Annotated in this window: 20 protein-coding genes; 15 read left to right on the top strand and 5 right to left on the bottom strand. The window is 67.2% G+C overall.

The window, feature by feature from the left end; genetic code table 11:
- Position 1 precedes the first annotated feature (1 nt).
- From QRN67_RS08060 to QRN67_RS08045, 4 genes are read left to right on the top strand one after another with little or no spacing between them, the layout of a single operon-like run.
- A complete protein-coding gene (locus QRN67_RS08060; RefSeq protein ID WP_081267756.1) occupies positions 2–448 on the top strand; it encodes a type II 3-dehydroquinate dehydratase in 447 nt (148 codons plus the stop codon).
- 46 nt (positions 449–494) lie between these two features.
- Positions 495–1058, top strand: coding sequence for a TRAP transporter small permease (locus QRN67_RS08055; protein WP_285411377.1), 564 nt, complete (start codon positions 495–497; stop codon positions 1056–1058).
- A complete protein-coding gene (locus tag QRN67_RS08050) occupies positions 1055–2335 on the top strand; it encodes a TRAP transporter large permease (RefSeq protein WP_081267754.1) in 1281 nt (426 codons plus the stop codon). The genes QRN67_RS08055 and QRN67_RS08050 overlap by 4 nt, the downstream gene beginning before the upstream one ends.
- 16 nt (positions 2336–2351) lie before the next feature.
- The gene (locus QRN67_RS08045; RefSeq protein ID WP_285411376.1) at positions 2352–3764 is read left to right on the top strand and encodes an ELWxxDGT repeat protein; all 1413 of its coding nucleotides are present in this window, start codon (positions 2352–2354) and stop codon (positions 3762–3764) included.
- Positions 3765–3840: 76 nt separating this feature from the next.
- On the opposite strand, the gene QRN67_RS08040 is transcribed toward QRN67_RS08045, so the two are convergent.
- The 3 genes from QRN67_RS08040 to QRN67_RS08030 form a co-directional block, all read right to left on the bottom strand.
- Positions 3841–6066: an outer membrane protein assembly factor BamB family protein gene (locus QRN67_RS08040; protein WP_285411375.1), complete on the bottom strand. Its 2226-nt coding sequence runs from the start codon at positions 6064–6066 to the stop codon at positions 3841–3843.
- A gap of 30 nt (positions 6067–6096) precedes the next feature.
- Positions 6097–7158, bottom strand: a complete 1062-nt coding sequence (locus QRN67_RS08035) for a ThuA domain-containing protein (RefSeq protein ID WP_234383088.1) — start codon at positions 7156–7158, stop codon at positions 6097–6099.
- A 305-nt stretch (positions 7159–7463) separates the two neighbouring features.
- Complete coding sequence (locus QRN67_RS08030) at positions 7464–7907, bottom strand: universal stress protein (RefSeq protein WP_081267751.1); 444 nt, start codon at positions 7905–7907, stop codon at positions 7464–7466.
- A gap of 104 nt (positions 7908–8011) precedes the next feature.
- Between QRN67_RS08030 and QRN67_RS08025 the strand changes: the two genes are divergently transcribed.
- From QRN67_RS08025 to QRN67_RS07975, 11 genes are all read left to right on the top strand, one after another.
- Positions 8012–10339: a heavy metal translocating P-type ATPase gene (locus tag QRN67_RS08025; protein WP_285411374.1), complete on the top strand. Its 2328-nt coding sequence runs from the start codon at positions 8012–8014 to the stop codon at positions 10337–10339.
- Positions 10339–10476 (top strand): cbb3-type cytochrome oxidase assembly protein CcoS, encoded by a 138-nt coding sequence (ccoS, locus tag QRN67_RS08020; RefSeq protein ID WP_081267749.1) that lies wholly within the window; start codon positions 10339–10341, stop codon positions 10474–10476. The genes QRN67_RS08025 and ccoS overlap by 1 nt, the downstream gene beginning before the upstream one ends.
- 65 nt (positions 10477–10541) lie before the next feature.
- A complete protein-coding gene (ccoN, locus tag QRN67_RS08015; protein ID WP_285411373.1) occupies positions 10542–11978 on the top strand; it encodes a cytochrome-c oxidase, cbb3-type subunit I in 1437 nt (478 codons plus the stop codon).
- Between the two features lie 8 nt (positions 11979–11986).
- Positions 11987–12619 carry a cytochrome-c oxidase, cbb3-type subunit II gene (ccoO, locus tag QRN67_RS08010; RefSeq protein ID WP_106938439.1) on the top strand — a complete coding sequence of 211 codons (633 nt, stop codon included), beginning with the start codon at positions 11987–11989 and terminating at the stop codon, positions 12617–12619.
- Positions 12620–12638: 19 nt separating this feature from the next.
- Complete coding sequence (locus QRN67_RS08005) at positions 12639–12779, top strand: cbb3-type cytochrome oxidase subunit 3 (protein ID WP_081267746.1); 141 nt, start codon at positions 12639–12641, stop codon at positions 12777–12779.
- A 12-nt stretch (positions 12780–12791) separates the two neighbouring features.
- Complete coding sequence (gene ccoP / locus QRN67_RS08000) at positions 12792–13730, top strand: cytochrome-c oxidase, cbb3-type subunit III (RefSeq protein ID WP_285411372.1); 939 nt, start codon at positions 12792–12794, stop codon at positions 13728–13730.
- A 12-nt stretch (positions 13731–13742) separates the two neighbouring features.
- Positions 13743–15158 carry a cytochrome c oxidase accessory protein CcoG gene (gene ccoG / locus QRN67_RS07995; RefSeq protein WP_285411371.1) on the top strand — a complete coding sequence of 472 codons (1416 nt, stop codon included), beginning with the start codon at positions 13743–13745 and terminating at the stop codon, positions 15156–15158.
- 18 nt (positions 15159–15176) lie between these two features.
- Positions 15177–15461 carry a FixH family protein gene (locus tag QRN67_RS07990; protein ID WP_285411370.1) on the top strand — a complete coding sequence of 95 codons (285 nt, stop codon included), beginning with the start codon at positions 15177–15179 and terminating at the stop codon, positions 15459–15461.
- Positions 15458–15724, top strand: coding sequence for a hypothetical protein (locus tag QRN67_RS07985; protein WP_285411369.1), 267 nt, complete (start codon positions 15458–15460; stop codon positions 15722–15724). Before QRN67_RS07990 ends, QRN67_RS07985 begins: the two co-directional genes overlap by 4 nt.
- Positions 15725–15726: 2 nt before the next feature.
- Positions 15727–17130 carry an oxygen-independent coproporphyrinogen III oxidase gene (hemN, locus tag QRN67_RS07980; protein WP_285411368.1) on the top strand — a complete coding sequence of 468 codons (1404 nt, stop codon included), beginning with the start codon at positions 15727–15729 and terminating at the stop codon, positions 17128–17130.
- Positions 17131–17132: 2 nt separating this feature from the next.
- Positions 17133–17837, top strand: a complete 705-nt coding sequence (locus QRN67_RS07975) for a sulfite exporter TauE/SafE family protein (RefSeq protein ID WP_285411367.1) — start codon at positions 17133–17135, stop codon at positions 17835–17837.
- Positions 17838–17851: 14 nt separating this feature from the next.
- Here the strand turns inward: QRN67_RS07975 and QRN67_RS07970 are convergent, their stop codons facing one another.
- Together QRN67_RS07970 and QRN67_RS07965 are read right to left on the bottom strand one after the other, a co-directional pair.
- A complete protein-coding gene (locus tag QRN67_RS07970) occupies positions 17852–18088 on the bottom strand; it encodes a hypothetical protein (protein ID WP_285411366.1) in 237 nt (78 codons plus the stop codon).
- A gap of 221 nt (positions 18089–18309) precedes the next feature.
- Positions 18310–18927 carry a LexA family protein gene (locus QRN67_RS07965; protein ID WP_285411365.1) on the bottom strand — a complete coding sequence of 206 codons (618 nt, stop codon included), beginning with the start codon at positions 18925–18927 and terminating at the stop codon, positions 18310–18312.
- Positions 18928–19164 lie beyond the last annotated feature (237 nt).

Genomic DNA, 19164 nt, shown 5'->3' with positions numbered 1-19164 from the left:
CATGAAAATCCTCGTTCTCCACGGCCCGAACCTCAACCTGTTCGGGCGCCGCGAACCGCACATCTACGGCAAGACCACGCTCGCGGAAATCAATGCCCAGCTGCAAGCGCTGGCAAGCGAACTCGGCGTGGCACTGGAGACGATCCAGTCGAACCACGAAGGCGATCTCATCGACTTCCTGCATGCCCACATCGACGATGCCCAAGGCGCGCTGGTCAATCCCGCAGGGCTGACCCAGCACGGCGTGCCGCTGCATGACGCGATCAAGGCCATGCCATTTCCGACCATCGAGGTGCACATGTCGAACATCGCCGCACGCGAGACCTGGCGTGCGCACTCGATCATCTCGCCGGCGGTGAAAGGCACGGTGCAGGGACTGGGGCCGCATTCCTACCTGGCGGCGTTGCGCGCACTGGTCGACATGCAAAAGCAGGTGGCCGCCTCCTGAAACACCGTGCTGTCCGGCGAGGACGGACCGCGAGAGAGAAAACAAGATGAATCAATGGATCGATCGGTGCTGTGCCGGCATCGAGGCACTGATCGCCGCCGCGCTCGCGGTCATGGTGGTGCTGGTGTTCGGCAACGTGGTGCTGCGATACGGTTTCAATTCGGGCATCACCATGTCCGAAGAGGTGTCGCGCTGGCTCTTCATCTGGATGACCTTCCTTGGCGCGGTGGTCGCGCTCAAGGAGCACGGCCACCTGGGCGTGGACATGGTGGTCCAGAAGCTGCCGCCTGTCGGCAAGAAGATCTGCCTGGCGGTAGGCCACGTGGTCATGCTCTACATCGTCTGGCTCCTGTTCCAGGGCAGCATGGCGCAGGCGCGCATCAACTGGGACGTCACTGCACCGGTCACCGGCGCTTCGATGGCCATCGTCTATGCCTCCGGCGTGGTGTTCTCGGTGTTGGCCGGGTTCATCCTGGCGCTCGATCTGCTTCGGCTGCTCACGGGGCGCATCGCCGATGACGAGCTCGTGATGATCCAGGAGTCGGAGGAGGCCGTCCAGCTCAAGCAGATCCTCGGATCGAAAGATGAGGCTCCAGGAGCGCGCAAATGACCATACTCGTTTTCGTGGGCTCCCTGCTGCTGGCCATGGCGATGGGCATTCCCATCGCGTTCTCGCTGCTCGCATGCGGCGTGGCGCTGATGTGGCACCTCGATCTGTTCGACGCACAGATCCTCGCGCAGAACGTGATCGGCGGTGCCGACAGTTTTCCGCTGCTGGCGGTGCCGTTCTTCATGCTGGCCGGCGAGATCATGAATGCCGGCGGCCTGTCCAAGCGCATCGTCGACCTTGCGCTGGCACTGGTGGGGCACGTGCGAGGAGGCCTGGGCTACGTGACCATCATGGCCGGCTGCCTGCTCTCGGCGCTCTCGGGTTCGGCCGTCGCGGACGCCGCCGCGCTGACCGCATTGTTGCTGCCGATGATGGTCAGGGCGGGCCATGACAAGGCGCGGGCGGGCGGCCTCATCGCCGCCACGGGGATCATCGGCCCCGTGATTCCGCCCAGCATCGGCCTGGTGATCTTCGGCGTTGCAGCGAATGTGTCGATCTCCAAGCTGTTCCTGGCCGCCATCGTGCCGGGCTTGCTGATCGGCGGCGCACTGTGGGTGACCTGGGCATGGCTCGTGCGGCACGAGAAGATCCAGCCGCCGCCGCGCAAGCCGGCACGCGAAGTCATGAAGGCCGCGCGGGATGCGGGCTGGGCATTGATGCTGCCCGTCATCATCCTGGTCGGCCTGCGCATGGGTGTCTTCACGCCGACGGAAGCTGCCGTGGTCGCGGCCGTCTACGCGTTCTTCGTCGCCACCTTCATTTACCGCGAGCTGAGCTTTGGCGAGCTCTACAAGGTGTTCGTGAGCGCCGCGAAGACGAGCGCCGTGGTCATGTTCCTGATTGCCGCGGCCATGGTCAGCGCCTGGCTGATCACGGTGGCGGACCTGCCGTCCAAGGTGGTGGGTCTGCTCCAGCCCTTCATGGGGAACAAGATCCTCCTGATGATCACGATCATGGTGCTGGTCATGGCCGTGGGCACGGCCATGGACATGACGCCCACCATCCTGATCCTGACACCGGTGCTGATGCCGGTCGTCATTGCCGCGGGCATCGATCCGGTCTACTTCGGCGTGATGTTCATCATCAACAACTCCATCGGGCTCATCACCCCGCCCGTGGGGGTGGTGCTGAACGTCGTTGCAGGTGTCGGGAAGATGAAGATGGACGACGTCACCCGCGGCGTGCTGCCGTTCATGGCGGCCGAGTTCGCCATCATGTTCGTCATGGTGCTGTTCCCGCAACTGGTGACGGTGCCGGCCCGGTGGTTCGGGGGCTGAGATGCCCAAGGCTGCGATGCGCTTCGCGCGCCCCGCGTGGTTCGCCGCGCTGGCGCTCCTCGCCCAATCGGCCGCGTTCGCGCAGGATCCCGAGCGCGAAGTTCTTCCCGAGCAGCGCCAGCGGCTGGCCTTCGTCTCTCCCACCGGACTGACGCCGCTGGGCGCGCGGATGCTTTTTTCCGCCTTCCACGCGAGCTCGGGCCAGGAGCTCTGGATCACGGACGGCAGCGCCGCGGGCACGAGGATGCTCAAGGACATCCGCCCTGGCTTCCGGGGATCTTTCCCCGTCTGGCAGACGCCGTTCCGTGGCCGTGTGTACTTCACGGCCACGGACGGCGAGCGCGGCCTCGAGCTCTGGCGCACCGATGGAACGGCTGCAGGCACTTCGCCGGTAATCGACCTGCGCCCAGGCGAGGAAGGCTCCATGCCCAGCGAGCTGACGGTGTTCGGGGACGCGCTGTACTTTGTCGCCAACGACGGCAGCACCGGCTTCCAGGTGTGGAAGACGTCGGGCAGCGCGACAACCACCACGCGCGTGTCCTCGATCAACACCGGCCCCCGGGCGGTCGCACGCCAGCTCACGGTGGCCGGCAAGCGCCTGTTCTTCACCGCGACCACGCGCGAGCATGGCCATGAGCTTTGGGTCAGCGAGGGAACGCCGCAGAGCACACGCCTGGTGAAGGACATCCGCCCGGGCATCGAGGATGCGGACATTCAAGGCCTGACCGCCGTGGGCGACAGCATCTACTTCACCGCGAACGACGGTGTGCACGGGGCCGAGCTGTGGAAGAGCGACGGCACCGATCAGGGCACGCGAATGGTGAAGGACATCCGCCCGGGCGAAGCGTCCTCGCGCCCCGCGCACCTGGTCGCACTCGACCGCATGCTGTACTTTGCCGCCAACGACGGTGTCCATGGCACCGAACTGTGGAGGAGCGACGGCACCACGGCCGGCACGACGCTTGTGGCGGACATCCGTCCGGGCGCCGAGGGGGCCATTGCGAGCCCGTTGTCGACGATGGGCGGACGGCTCTATTTCGCCGCGACGGACGGTGTGTCCGGTGCCGAACTTTGGCGCAGCGACGGCACGGCAAAGGGGACCGCACTCGTCAAGGACATCGCACCGGGCGCCGAAAGCGGCTCTCCGGCACGCTTCGCCGCCATCGGCTCGCGGCTGTGGTTCTCGGCGAACGGCGGGGCCGCGCGCGGCGTCGAGCCCTGGACGAGCGACGGTTCGTCGGCCGGTACCCGCGCCGTGGCCGATGTCGCGGCGGGTCCGCGCAATTCGATGCCGCTGGGCTTTCGCGCGCTCGCGGATGCGGTGCTCTTCGTGGCCGATGACGGCCATGGCAACGAGCGCCTGTGGATCCGCCGTCCCGATGGCCGGGTCGCATTGGTCGGAGACCCGCTCGAGCAGCGGTTGCGCTGATCGCACTGCGCCGCTCCAAAAAAAAACACCGGCAAATGCCGGTGTTTTTTTGCATGGATCCTGCGAAGGACGCAGATCAGTACACGACGATCTTGCCCGTGGGGCGCGGACTGTGGCAGTCGTTGTAGAAGTACTCGCCGGGCGCGTCGAAGGTGTGGTTCGCGGACTGTCCAGGCGCCAGCCTGAAGTTGAAGCGGCCCTCGAAGAACTGGGTGGCGCAGTGCGTGTTGGCGTTGTCGGCCGGGTTGGTGAAGGTCACCGTGGTGTTCACCGGCACGCGCATGAAGGTCGGGGTCATGGCGTTGACCGCCGTCGACTCGGCAGCCCCGGGCGCGTTCCCGGCGGTCTGCACACGTGCCAGGAACACCGTGTTGGGGGTGGGCAGCGCCGCGCCTTCCACGGCCGACCCCGACACCGGGCGACGCACGACGGGCGGAATCGGCGTTGCTGGCGGCTGCACCGTGCCACCGACCTTGAACGCCCACAGGCGGTCGCCCCGAGGGGCCGAGTCGCCATACGGAATGCTCGTACCGCCAGAGAACACGGCGACGTACTGCTCGCCGTCGATCTCGTAGGTGATCGGGCTGGCGCTGATCGCGGCGCCGGTCTGGAAGCGCCACAGTTCGCTGCCGTCGTTGGCATCCATGGCCAGCAGGTTGCCGTCGGGCTGGCCGATGAAGAGGAGGTTGGACGCCGTGGTCAGGATACCGTTGCCGTGCGCAAGGGAGTACGGCATCTGCTTCTTCCACTTGACGAGGTTGGTGCCCGGATCGACGGCCACCACGGCGCCCGTCATGTAGGTGCCTGGCGGGCGCAGGCCGTTGCTCGCCTCGGTCAGCGAGTGCGCGGCGGACACGTAGCCCATGCCCGTGTAGACCAGGCCGGTGCGCTGGCTGTACGACTGGTGGTTCCAGTTGGCACCGCCCCCGTGCCCCGGAATGGAGAGGATGGGCACGTCCCAATGCGCGTCGTACAGGCAACCCTTCACATAGTTCGGCACCGCGCGGTTGGGGTCGCCCGGAATCGCCGTGCCCAGCGGCTGGTCCACGATGCAGGTCTCGGTCCAGGCGCCCTGGCGCGGCATGGGCTGCGTGGGCCAGCTGGCCTGGCGGGCATCCTGCTTGACCGGCACTTCGTCGATGCCCAGCGGGGCGCTGCCGTCCTTTCGGTCGAGGATGTAGTACATGCCGGTCTTGCTGCCGTAGATCACGACCTTGCGATCACGCCCGTCGATCTTCACGTCCGCGAGCACCGGCGACATGACGTTGTCCATGTCCCAGATGTCGTGGTGGACGGACTGGAAGTGCCACTTGTACTCGCCGGTCTTGAGGTCGAGGGCGACGATCGAGTTGGCGAACAGGTTCAGCCCGGGACGTGCGGAACCGTTCTGCGACGAGCCGCCACGCACGTTGCCGAAGGTCCAGTAGACGAGGCCCAGCTCCGGGTCCACGGCTGGATGGATCCAGGGTGTCGCGCCCGTGCGATCGGACTCGGCGGCACCTCCCCAGGTGTCGTAGCCGATCTCGCCGGCGCGCGGCACGCCCCAGAACGACGTCAGCACCTTGCCGGTCAGTGCATCGGCGGAGAAGGCGGCGCCGCGGTTGCCGTCGTTGGTGCCCAGGTAGAGGCGCTTGTCGTGATAGACCAGGGCCACCTTCTGCAGTGCGCCCTGATAGTCGGGGTCGGTGGTGCTGCTCGGATACTGCTTGATCCAGGCGATGGCGCCCGTGTCGGTGCGCAGGGCCACCAGGCGGTTGCCGGTGGCCACGGTGAACACCAGGCCCAGGTCCTTTGCGACGGCCACGCCGCGGCGGGTGATGCCGCCGTAGGGTGTGGTCCATTTCCATTTGGTGAGGCCGGTCTTGCCGTCCACCGCGATCACGTTGCCGAGGGCGGACTCGATGTAGATGACGCCATCGACCACCACCGTCGTGCTCTGGTTGTTGCCGGTGGTCATGCCGCCTTCGATCTGGTTGACCCAGGCGCCACCCAATCGGCCGATCGCGGCCTTGTCGATCTTGCGCAGGCTGGAATAGTTCTGGTTGCCGAGGTTGCCTCCCACCTTGGGAAAGTCCTTGTCGCCGGCGGTGCAGCAGTCCGACAGGTCGGCCGCTGGCGCGCCGGCCGCCGGGAGCGGCGCTGGCGGCGGCGGCGCGCTGGATGACGGTGGCGGCGCGGGAGCCGGCGCTACCGGCAGGAAGGGTGCGCCGTCGCCGCTCGAGCCGCCGCAGGCAGTGATCAGCAATGGCGATGCGAGCACGCCGCAGGAAATCAGCAACGTGACCAATGATTTTTGCTTCATGAATGTCTGTCCCGTGAACGGTTGCCGGCGTTACTCGGTGCAGAAAGGCGTGAGGCCCATGGCCGACTTGACGCCCTGGACGACGAGCTTCTGGAACTCGATGGCACCGACGCCCTGCAGGTCGGCGGTGAACGAGTGGGCGTTGTGGCCGAGGGTCGTGAGCCATGCGCGGCCGCCGTCGTAGTACTGGCACCACGCGACCGGATGGAAGTCGGCGTGGCCCGGGTGCGGCGCCGAGGTGAGCGGTTTCAGGGTCGAGGTATCGACCTTGGCCAGGAACTTCACCTTGGTGGGGAAGGGCATCAGGTTGTACCACTCGTCCTGGAAGGAGAAGCGCTTGGGCACGTCCTTCGTCGACGGATCGTCCGAGACGATTTCGACATCGCCGCCGCGGTTCGGACCGTGGTTGTAGAAGTTCGCGTTGCCGAGCAGGCCTTCGTAGTAGGGCCAGTTGTATTCCGCGCCGAAGGCGTTGTGCAGCCCGACGAAGCCGCCTCCGCGGCGCATGTAGTTGCGCAGCGCGGTGCGCGCCGCGTCCTGGCTCGTGCTGACCGCGCCGTTCCACAAGGTGTCCCGGTTCGAGCTCGCGAAGATGATCGCCTTGTAGTTGTTGATGCGGCCGCTGAGGATCGCGACGTCTTCCGTCCAGTCGACGGTGATGCCCTCGGCCGACAGCATGCGCACCAGGCCCGCCTGCATCACGTTGTCCGGGTTCATCACGGGGTTCAGGCCGGCCGCCATCGGCGTGCCCAGCACTGCATGCCGCGGGCCGGCCGTGCGCGAATAAACGAGCACCCGGTCCGGCGTGGTGGCAAAGGCCCCCCAGTCGTTGTAGCACTTGGGGTTCGTGCCTCTGCAGACGTTGTAGTAGGTGTCGAAGCTGTCGTCGGGCGCCTCCGCGACCGGGTCCGCCGGCGCGGGCGGCGCCTCCTGGACGGGCGCCGCCGGGCTGCTGGGTGCGGCCGGCGAAGCGGGCAGGGCCGTGAAGGGGATGCCGCCGCCACCGCCGTCTCCTCCTCCGCATGCGGTCACGGCCAGTGCCAGGGCCGCAGTCGATGCAAGCCTGAAAGTCAAAGATTTGCCAAATTCCAAGGGAGTCTCCTCGTTCTGATCGATGGCGCAGAGGTGCGAGCGCTCTGCTGGTGCTGGCCGGCGGCTCCGCTGTCACGGAGTCGGCCGGAGGCGATCATAGGAATTTTGTGGAAATAATTTCCATTATGGAAATCCCTTCCTATTTCGAAAGCGAGCGAAAACCGCCGCTTCAGATGAGTCGGAAGGTCAGGCTGCCGGACGGCCGGAACGGTCGCGGGCAATCCCCGCGGGCAGGGGAGCGGGGAGGCAGGTTCGGGAGGTCGCGCGGACGCGCGACTCCCTGACTCTCTATCTTCGGAAACGCACTAGCGAAGCACCAGCACGGGCAGCGTCGAGTGCGCCAGCACGTGCTGCGTCTCGCTGCCCAGCAGCAGGCGCTTGATGCCCTTGCGTCCGTGCGAGGCCATCACGATCAGGTCGCTCTTGTATTTCTTGGCCGCCGCGATGATCGATTCCGCCACCAGGTCGGAGTTGGCCGTCGCCGTCTTGATCCGCACGCCGCTTTCCTTGGCGCGCGCGCTCACGGTGTCGAGCATTGCCTGTGCCTTCTCGGCCCACTGTTTCTCGATGCGCCCGATGTCTTCCGCCGAAAAAGTCATGGCGCCTTCCAGGTAGCTCCTGGGATAGCGCGGAATCACGTTGAGCGCCACGAGGTCGGCGTCGTTCCGGGCGGCGAGTGCGATCGCGCTCGTCACGGCCTTCTTCGAGAGCGTGGAACCGTCGGTGGCAACGAGGATGCGTTTGAACATGAGGGGTCTCCGGGGAAGGTGTTGCGCGAGCTTAGGCAGGCCCGCGCCCCGCGCGTTGATGCAGATCAACAAGAGCGGCCGAGTCCGGCCTTAGCCTCGCTGCGATGCAAGCCGCGCTCGCCTCGTTCTCTCCGCATCCATCCTCCGCACCCGCTGCAACGGCCGCAGCCGAGAGCTGGCGGCTGCTCGACGACCCGCTGGAGTGGCCGGCCTTCAGCCAGCTGGAGCAGGGGGATGCGGCCACGGGCCGATGGGCCTCGCAGGTCGCGGTCGAGGGCATGCACTGCGCCGCCTGCGCCTTCACCGTCGAAGATGCGCTGCGGAAAGTGCCGGGCGTGATCGAAGCGCAGGTCAACGCCGCGAGCAGGCGCGCGCGCGTGGTGTGGTCTGCCGCGGCCACGCGGCCCTCGCGCTGGTTCGAGGTCTCGGCCGCGGCCGGCTACCCGCTGCTTCCCGCCGACAGCCAGCCGGCGAGCCGGCAGCGCGCGCGCGAACTGCGCATGGCGCTCTGGCGCTGGCTGGTCTCGGGCTTCTGCATGATGCAGGTCATGATGTACGCCTACCCGGCCTACATCGCCAGGCCCGGCGACATGACGGCCGACGCGGCGCAGTTGCTGCGCTGGGCCTCCTGGGTGCTCACGCTGCCCGTCTTGCTGTTCTCCTGCGGTCCATTCTTTCGCAGCGCCTGGCGCGACCTGCGCGCGGGGCGCATCGGCATGGACCTGCCCGTGGCCTTCGGCGTGCTCGCGACCTTCGCCGTCAGCAGCGCCGCCACCTTCGACAGCGGCGGGCCGCTGGGCCACGAGGTCTATTTCGACTCGCTGACGATGTTCGTCTTCTTCCTTCTGACCGGGCGCTGGCTGGAGGCGCGCCTGCGCGAGCGCACCGCCGGATCGCTCGAGGCCCTGATGCACCGGCTTCCCGACAGCGTGGAGCGGTTGGCCCGCGACGGCAGCTGGGTCCGCGTGGCCGCGCGCGGGCTCGCCGCCGGCGACGTGGTCCGGGTGCGCCCCGGCGAGGCGTTCCCGGCCGACGGCGTGGTGATCGACGGCGACACCAGCGCGGACGAGGCCCTGCTCACCGGCGAATCACGCCCAGTGCCGCGTCCTTGCGGCGACCGTGTGCTGGCCGGCAGCCACAACCTGTCGGCGGTGGTCCAGGTGCGCATCGAATCGGTGGGCGAGGGCACGCGCTTTGCCCAGATCGCGCGACTGATGGAAAGCGCGGCCCTGAACAAGCCGCGCCTGGCGCTGCTGGCGGACCGGGTGGCGCGGCCTTTCCTCGTCGTGGTGCTGGCTTGCGCGGTGGGCGCCGCGGCGTTCTGGTGGCGGGTGGACCCGGGCCGGGCGTTGATGGTGGCGGTGGCGGTGCTGATCGTGACCTGCCCGTGCGCGCTTTCGCTGGCGGCGCCGGCCGCCATGCTCGCGAGCGCCGGCGCGCTGGCGCGCGGCGGCGTGCTGACGTCCAACCTGCAGGCGCTGGAGGCCCTGGCATCCGTCGACACCGTGGTGTTCGACAAGACCGGCACCTTGACCGGCGACGTGCTGCGCCTGGAGCGCATCTATTGCCGGCAGGGCCTGCGACCCGGCGATGCGCTGGAGATGGCGGCTGCGCTCGCGGCGCAATCGCTGCATCCGGTCGCGCAGGCACTGGTGAAGGCATGGCATGCGCAGTTCCGCACCCCGCCCGGCTGGAACGTGGCGCATGCCGGCGAGACCGCCGGCCTCGGGCTCGAAGGCCTCATGCAGCGCGTGCGCGATCGCTCGGGCGCTCCGCGGCACGTGCGCCTCGGATCGGCCGCGTTCTGCGGCGTGCCACCGCTGCAGGTGGAAGCAGCGCAGGTCCATCTGCGCGACGCACAGGGATGGGTCGCCAGCTTCGTGCTGGCCGAGGAACTGCGCGCGGATGCCGGTGCGGCCGTGGCGGCCCTGCGTGCGCAGGGCGTGACGGTGCGGCTGCTGTCGGGCGACCGCGACAGCGCGGCGAAGGACGTGGGCGCGCAGGCCGGCATTGCCTTCGCGCAGGGCGGCTGCACGCCGGAGGACAAGCTCGACGTGCTGTGGCGGCTGCAGGCCGAGGGCCGGCGAATCGCGATGGTGGGCGACGGGCTGAACGACGGCCCTTCGCTGGCACGCGCGGACGCCTCCTTCGCCTTCGGCCGCGCCGTGCCGCTGTCGCGGGCGCGCGCAGACTTCGTCGTGCTGGGGGACCGGCTGTGCGCCATTCCGCAGGCGATCGCGCAGGCACGCCGGACCGTGCGCGTGGTGCGCCAGAACCTCGCGTGGGCCGCGGGCTACAACGCGCTGTGCGTGCCGCTCGCCGTCGCCGGCTGGCTGCCGGCGTGGCTTGCCGGCCTCGGCATGGCCGCGAGCTCGCTCGTGGTGGTCCTCAACGCGGCGCGGCTCGCCGCCGCCGGCCCGGCGGTGCGCTGATGGACATCCTCTTCCTGCTCATCCCGCTGTCCGTGGTGCTGGTGCTCGCGATCCTCGGCGGGCTCTGGTGGGCGATCGAGCGCGGGCAGTTCGAGGACATCGAGGTCGAGGGCGACCGCATCCTGCACAACGATTGATTTGCATCAAGGCTCGCGAGCGGGGCCCCGGAGAGACTTCCCGTCATCCAACAAGAGGCCCGACGATGCAAGCAACGCACCCACCCGCCGCGACATACGACGACACGGTCGTGCGGCAGTTCGCTCTCATGTCCGTGGTCTGGGGGGTGGTCGGCATGCTGGTCGGCGTGATCATCGCCTCCCAGCTGACATGGCCCGAACTCAACCTCGGCATTCCATGGCTCGGCTACGGGCGGCTGCGGCCGCTGCATACCAACGCGGTGATCTTCGCGTTCGGCGGCTGCGCGCTGATGGCCACGAGCTTCCACGTGGTGCAGCGCACCTGCCAGGTCCGGCTGTTCGCGCCCGCGCTCGCTTCCTTCGTGTTCTGGGGTTGGCAGCTGGTGATCGTGGCGGCCGCCATCAGCCTGCCGCTGGGCTACACCCGAGGCAAGGAATACGCCGAGCTCGAATGGCCCATCGGCATCCTGATCGCCGTGGTCTGGGTGGCCTATGCGATCGTGTTCTTCGGCACCATCGGCAGGCGCAAGGTCCGCCACATCTACGTGGCCAACTGGTTCTACGGCGCGTTCATCATCGCGGTGGCGCTGCTGCACATCGTGAACGGCGCGGTGGTTCCCGCCGGCTGGATGAAGAGCTACTCGGCCTATGCGGGCGTGCAGGATGCGATGGTGCAGTGGTGGTACGGCCACAACGCCGTCGGCTTCTTCCTCACGGCCGGCTTCCTGGGGATGATGTACTACTACATCCCCAAGCAGGCGGGCCGCCCGGTGTATTCGTACCGGCTGTCCATCGTGCACTTCTGGGCGCTGATCTTCACCTACATGTGGGCGGGGCCCCACCACCTGCACTACACCGCGCTGCCCGACTGGACCCAGTCGCTGGGCATGGTGTTCTCGCTGATCCTGCTGGCGCCGAGCTGGGGCGGCATGATCAACGGCGTGATGACGCTCTCGGGCGCCTGGCACAAGCTGCGCACCGATCCGATCCTGCGTTTCCTGATCGTGGCGCTGTCGTTCTACGGCATGTCGACCTTCGAAGGACCGATGATGTCCATCAAGACGGTCAACGCCCTGAGCCACTACACCGACTGGACCGTCGGCCATGTGCACTCCGGAGCGCTCGGCTGGGTGGGCTTCATCACCATGGGCTCGCTGTACTACCTGATCCCGCGCATGTACGGCCGCACCACCATGTACAGCGTGAAGGCCATCGAGGCGCATTTCTGGATCGCCACCATCGGCATCGTGCTGTACATCGCGGCCATGTGGATCGCCGGCGTGATGCAGGGCCTGATGTGGCGCGCCATCAACCCCGACGGCACGCTCACCTATACCTTCGTGGAGAGCGTGAAGGCCACCTTCCCGTTCTACGTGGTGCGCCTGATCGGCGGCCTGCTCTACCTGAGCGGGATGCTGGTGATGGCCTGGAACGTCTGGATGACCGTCATCTCGGGCTTCTCGGTGCGCGCCAGTGTTCCGCCCGCCATCGCCCACGCCTGAGGACATCCATGAACAACCCCAAGACACCCGCGTCCACCGGCTTCTCCCACGAGAAGATCGAGACCAACAACCTGTTGATGATCGTCCTGATCCTGGTGGTCGTGGCCATCGGCGGCCTCGTCGAGATCGTGCCGCTGTTCTTCCAGAAGTCCACCACCGAAGCGGTGCAGGGCGTCAAGCCGCTCACGCCGCTGCAGCTCGCCGGGCGCGACATCTACCTGCGCGAGGGTTGCTACAACTGCCACTCGCAGATGATCCGCCCCTTCCGCTCGGAGACGCTGCGCTATGGCCACTACTCCGTGGCCGGCGAGTTCGTCTACGACCACCCGTTCCAGTGGGGCAGCAAGCGCACCGGGCCCGACCTGCAGCGCGTGGGCGGCAAGTACAGCGACGAATGGCATCGCATCCACCTGAACAATCCGCGCGACCTCGTGCCCGAGTCGAACATGCCGGCCTACACATGGCTCGAAAAGAGCCTGGTCGACGCAGAGTCCCTGCCGGCCCACATGCGCGCGCTGCGCGTCGCCGGCGTGCCCTACACCGACGCGGAGATCGCCAAGGCCCGGGAAGAGGTCACGGGCAAGACCGAGATGGAGGCCACCGTGGCCTACCTGCAGTCGCTGGGCCTGGCGCTCAAGTAGGCAGCGAAGGAGCGAAACCATGATCGACATCACCACCTTGCGCGTCGCCGCCACCGTCGTCTGCTTCGTGCTTTTCATCGGCATCGTGATCTGGGCGTACTCGCGGCGCAATGCGCGCGACTTCCAGGAAGCGGCCCGCCTGCCGTTCGAGCAGGACTGAAGGAGACCCCACATGAGCGATTTCATCAGCCATTTCTGGTCGAACTACGTTGCCGTGGCGTCGCTGCTGAGCATCCTCGGCTGCGTGCTGCTGCTGTGGCTGACGGCGCGAAAGCGCGTGCCGGCAAGCGCCGACAACACCACCGGCCATGTCTGGGACGAAGACCTGCGCGAAGCCAACAACCCGCTCCCGATGTGGTGGATCGGGCTGTTCGTGCTGACCATTGTTTTCGGCCTGGGCTATCTGGCTGTCTTCCCCGGCCTGGGGAGCTTCGGGGGGCAGTCCGGCTGGAGCTCGCGCAGCGCCTATGACGCCGAGGTCGCCCAGGCCACGCAGGCCCTCGCCCCGGTCTATGCCCGCTTCACGGCCATGCCAGTCGAGGAGGTGGCGCGCGACCCGCAGGCCAGGGCCATCGGCGAGCGCCTGTTCATGAACAACTGCGCCCAGTGCCATGGCTCCGATGCGCGCGGGAGCAAGGGGTTTCCCAATCTCACCGACAACGACTGGCTGCACGGCGGCGCGCCCGACAAGATCGTCGAGACCATCACCAACGGGCGCATCGGCGTCATGCCGCCCATGGCCGCGGCGGTCGGGACGACGGAGGACGTGAAGAACCTGGCCAACTACGTGCTGAGCCTGTCGGGTGAGCCGCATGATTCGGTGCGCGCGGGCCTCGGCAAGTCGAAGTTCACGGCCTGCGCGGCCTGCCATGGGATCGGCGGCGTCGGCAACCAGGCGCTGGGGGCACCCAACCTCAGCGACAAGATCTGGCTGCATGGCTACGGCGAGGCCGCCATCATCCAGATGATCAACGAGGGCAAGCGCAACGAGATGCCGGCGCAGCAGGGCCGTCTGACCGAGGCCCAGATCAAGCTGCTGGCCTCCTATGTGTGGGGCTTCTCGAACTCGAACACCACCGCCGCCGCCGCGCCCGCGGCGGCCGGACCCTGAGGCCGCGCGTCCATGCCGCGCAAGATCATTCCCATTGCCAGCGCACCGGTAGCCGAGGAGGTCGGCCTCTACGAGGCTTCGAAGAAGATCTATCCCCGCACGGTGCGCGGCGTGTTCGCGCGCTGGCGCTGGGCCATGGTGTTCCTGACCCAGCTCGTGTTCTACGGCATGCCCTGGGTGGAGTGGGGCGGGCGGCAGGTGGTGCTGTTCGATCTGGCCGCGCGCCGCTTCTTCATCTTCGGCTTGGTGCTGTACCCGCAGGACCTGATCTATCTGTCGGGCCTGCTGGTCATCAGCGCGCTGTCGCTGTTCCTGTTCACCGCAGTGGCGGGCCGCCTGTGGTGCGGCTACGCCTGCCCGCAGACGGTCTACACCGAGATCTTCATGTGGGTGGAGCACAGGATCGAGGGCAACCGCACCGCGCGCATGCGGCTGGACGCCGAACCGATGTCGCTCGAGAAGCTGGTGAAGAAGTGGGCCAAGCACATCATCTGGATCGGCATCGCGCTGTGGACCGGGTTCACCTTCGTGGGGTACTTCACGCCCATCCGCGAGCTGGGCATGGCCTTCCTGCAGACGCAAATGGGCTCCTGGGAAGTGTTCTGGGTCTTCTTCTACGGCCTGGCCACCTACGGCAACGCCGGCTTCATGCGCGAGCAGGTCTGCAAGTACATGTGCCCCTATGCGCGGTTCCAGAGCGCCATGTTCGACCGCGACACGCTCATCGTCACCTACGACCCCGCACGCGGCGAGCCGCGCGCGCCGCGCCGCAAGGGGCCGGATCCGCGCACGCTGGCGCTGGGCGACTGCATCGACTGCGGCCTGTGCGTCCAGGTGTGCCCGACCGGCATCGACATCCGCGAAGGCCTGCAGTACGAATGCATCGGCTGCGGCCTGTGCGTGGATGCCTGCGACACCGTCATGACGAAGATGAGCTATGCGCCGCGGCTGATCCGCTACGACACGCACAACGGCATGGAAGGCCGCTGGAGCCGCCGCCAGCTGCTGCGCCGCGTGCTGCGCCCGCGCGTGCTGGTCTACGCGGCGATCCTCGCGCTGCTGGTGACCGGTTTGCTGGCCAGCCTCGTCACGCGCACGCCGCTGAAGGTGGACGTGGTGCGCGACCGCGCATCGCTCGCGCGCATCGTGGAAGGCGGGCGCCTGGAGAACGTCTACCGGCTCCAGATCATGAACGCCACCGAGCAGCCGCAGCGCTACCGGATCGCCGCGCACGGCATCGAGGGCCTCAGTGTCTCGCCGGACGAAGCGGTTGCGGTCGAGCCGGCCCAGTCGCGCTGGGTCGCGGTGCGGCTGCAGGTGCCTTACGGCGCAGCGCCGGCCGGCTCCCACACGGTGCACTTCGACATCCGGGAAGAGGGTGGCGCGGTGCAGGTCTCCGAAAAAGCGGTCTTCCTGGTGCCGCGCTGAAAGGTCGAGATGAACACGATGGCAACAACAACAACCGAACCCGCGGCGCTCGCATGGTGGCGCTACCCGATGCTCTGGATGGTGATCGCGGGGCCCGCGGTGGTGGTGGTCGCGGGCTTCGTGACGCTCTGGCTCGCGCTCTCCCGCCCCGAAGCACTGGTGTCCGAGGACTACTACCGCGAGGGCATCGAGATCAACAAGACGCTGGGCGACAAGAAACTCATGCCCGCGCTCGCAGGGCGAAACCATGCGCTCACGCCCGCCGAGGATGTGCCGCCGCCGTCGGGGAGACCCGGGTCATGAACGGGTGGCGCCAGCTGGCGACCATCCTCTGGCCCTCCTTCCTGGTGGCTTGCGGCATGGAGGTGCTGGTGTTCGCGCTGTTCGACCCGCTCAACACCTTCTGCGGCGCCGATGCGCTGCGGATGTCCCGCCAGAGCCTGTACACGGCGGCGTTCTTCGTCTTCTGGCTGATGGCGGCGGCATCGAGCGCCTGCACCGTGCTGCTCGCCAGGCCGCCGGCGGCCGAGCGCCGAGGCACGCCGCCTCAAACATTTTCGGGATGAACATGTCCTCAGCAGCTGTCCTCGACGTTCCCGCGCCCGCCTTGCCGATCGAACTGCTGCGGCAGTTCGACGTTCCCGGGCCGCGCTACACCTCCTATCCCACCGCCGACCGCTTCGTCGAGGCCTTCGGCGAAGACGACTATCTGCAGGCCCTGCGCGAGCGACGCGACGCCGGCGCGCAAGCGGCGCCGTTGTCGCTCTACGTGCACATCCCGTTCTGCGAATCGCTGTGCTACTACTGCGCCTGCAACAAGGTCGTCACGCGCCACAAGGAGCGGGGACGCCAGTACCTCGCCTACCTGGCGCGCGAGATCGAGCTGCAGGCGGCGCAGCTGGGGCGCGGCGCGACCGTGAGCCAGCTGCACCTGGGCGGCGGCTCGCCGACCTTCCTGGACGACCAGGAACTGGCCGAGCTGGCCGCGCTGCTGCACCGCTCCTTCTCCTTCGAGCGCGGCGGCGAGCGCTCGATAGAGATCGACCCGCGCACCGTCGACGCGCAGCGGCTGTCGAACCTCGCGGCGCTGGGGTTCAACCGCCTGAGTTTCGGCGTGCAGGACTTCGACCCCGCGGTGCAGCAAGCCGTGCACCGCGTTCAGCCGGCGTCGCAGGTCTTCTCTCTGATGGCGGCCGCGCGTGCGCTGGGGTTCGAGTCGATCAACGTGGACCTGATCTACGGGCTGCCGCGGCAGAACGATGCCTCCTTCGAACGCACGCTGTCGCAGATCCGCGAACTGCGGCCCGATCGCATCGCGCTGTACGCCTACGCGCACCTGCCGGAGCGCTTCAAGCCGCAGCGTCGCATCCTGGCCGAGGAGCTGCCGGATGCGGCCGGGCGCGTGCGCATGCTCGCGCGGGCGATCGACGTGCTCACGGCAGCCGGCTACGTGTACATCGGCATGGATCATTTCGCTTTGCCAGACGATCCGCTTGCCGTCGCGAAGCGGCACGGAACGCTGCAGCGCGACTTCCAGGGCTACGGCACGCGGCCCGATGGCGACCTCATCGCGCTGGGCGTCTCCGCCATCGGACGCGTGGGGGCCACCTACAGCCAGAACGCCAAGACGCTCGACGAGTACTACGACCTTCTCGATCGGGGGCACCTGCCCGTGGTGCGCGGCCTCGTGCTGTCGCGCGACGACTTGCTGCGCCGCGCGGTGATCATGGCGCTGATGTGCCGCGGCCGGGTCGACTTCGATGCCATGGGCGAGGCCCATGCCGTCGATTTCCGGCACTACTTCGCCACCGAATTCGCGGCGCTCGGGCCGTTGGTCGCCTGCGGCATGGTGCGGTTGAGCGATCACGACATCACGGTCACCGAACAAGGCTGGTTCCTGGTGCGTGCCATCGCGATGGTGTTCGACCGCTACGCCCGCGCGAACCGCACGCGCTTTTCGCGCGTGGTCTGAACATGCAGGTCGCGCTCGCCGGTGCCGCGTTCGTCATGGGCCTTGCCGGCGGTCCGCACTGCGTGGCGATGTGCGGTGCGGCTTCGTCGGCGGTCATTCGCATCGTGCCGCTCGCGCCCACGGCGCAGCACGGCGCAATGGCGACGTTCGCAGCACCTGGCGCTTTCCACCTGGGGCGCTTCGCGAGCTACGCGGCGGCGGGCGCCGTCGCCGCCGCCAGCGTCGACAGCCTCGCACTGGCCAGCACACAGGTTGCCGCGCTGCGGCCGTTGTGGGTGCTGCTGCATGTGTTCGTGTTCGCCTGGGGCGCGATGCTGGCCGCCACGGGCCGGCAGCCGCTGTGGGCGCAGCGCATCGGCCGCTCGCTCGAATCGCGTCTTCGCTCGCATGCCGGCGGCACGTGGCTGGGCGTGCTTGCAACCGGGCTGCTGTGGGTGGCGCTGCCTTGCGGGCTGCTGTACTCAGCATTGATGCTGGCAGGCCTGGCCAACGGCGCGCTGGAGGGCGCAGCGCTGATGGCATTGTTTGCTGCCGGCAGCGGCATCTCGCTGCTGGTCGGGCCATGGCTCTGGCAGCGTCTGCGGCTGGCTGGCGGCAGGACACGCCAGGCCTGGGGCGCGAGGGTGGCTGGCGTGCTGCTGGCCGCAGTGGCCGTGCAGGCGCTGTGGTCGGACCTCGTTCGACAGATCGACGCCTGGTGCCGCTAACGCAGAGAGATGAATCAGACGCCCGCTTCGTCCTGAATCCGGAGGTCCGCCCAGCGGATGCAGCGAACCAGGACTGCATCGACGACTTCGAGCCGCGTGCGCTTCGTGTCCACGATCTGCAGGACGGCTTTGAGGACGGAATGCTCGAAGATCTCGGCCCTGCACACGACTGTCCGGCTATCGAAGCTCTGGTCAACGTGGAACACGAATTCGAACCGGTCCCGGTACTGTGGCGGCAGGATCAGCTTCATTGCCGCCTGCTTCCGCCAGGATTGCGGCAACCATGGTTTTCGACCGGTTCTTTCGGCCATCGAAAACTCGCGCCGGGGTCGACCCGCTGCGGGGGATCCATGTTCGATCCTTTCCACCGCAGCCGTCTTGCCCGAATGAGCCAGGCGATTGCCGCGCCAGGATGGAAAATGTATCGCTTTGTAGAAAATCTATCTACATACTTGCGATTTTTTTGCGCTCGCTACCGAAAACGCTTGGTGAATTCGCGCACGACGCCGATGACCCGCGCATTGCCGAGCAGCTTGATGGGATATCGGCTGTTCAACGGCTTGAGGTACAGGTCTCCGCCGTCTTTCACGAGTTGCTTGAACGTGGTCTCGCTGGCATGGTTCACCGCGATGACATAGTCGCCGGGAAGGGCCTCCATCTCGGGTTCGACGATCAGGATGGATCCGGCGGGAAAGGAGTCGCCGCTTTCGCTGACCATGCTGTCGCCATGAACCCGCAGTGCGTAGGTGTGCCGCTTGACCGGCACGCTCACAGGGATGGCGTCGAATTGCGTCGTCGGCTTGAAGTTGTCGATGACGGTGTAGTTGCCCGCCTCGACCTCGGAGACCAGGGGAACTTCAGCACGCACGTCGACCCCTCGTGCGCCCGCCGACACGCCCGAGACCAGTTCGGCGACGGAAATCCCGAGCAGTTTCGCCACGCGTGCCTGATTGGCCCGCTTCGGAGCTGTGCCGCCTTGCTTTTCCCATTGCTGTACTGCGCCACGGCTAACCCCCAGCGCATCAGCAAATTGCTGCTCGCTCATCTGGAGGCGCTTGCGTCCTTCGCGAATTAGTTGACGGCTATTCACAGCCCTAGGGTAGGCGCTGTTTGAGATAGAAAGAAAATCGATGATAGCTCTTCCATCACCCGGACAGGGGCTATCGGCGATGGTTCATGTGACCAGATGAGTCGCTCCGACTCGTGAGGCACCCCACCCATCCGACGCGGATAGTCTTGTGTCCACCAGACGAAATTTCTATCCTGGATTTAGTCGTTGCGCAGTCTTAGGATGAGTTCGCGCCGGCCCCCAAAAAATCATTCGCTG

This window comes from Variovorax sp. efr-133-TYG-130 (assembly GCF_030208835.1).
GTDB lineage: Bacteria > Pseudomonadota > Gammaproteobacteria > Burkholderiales > Burkholderiaceae_C > Variovorax.
This window is presented reverse-complemented; position numbering and strand designations above follow the sequence as displayed.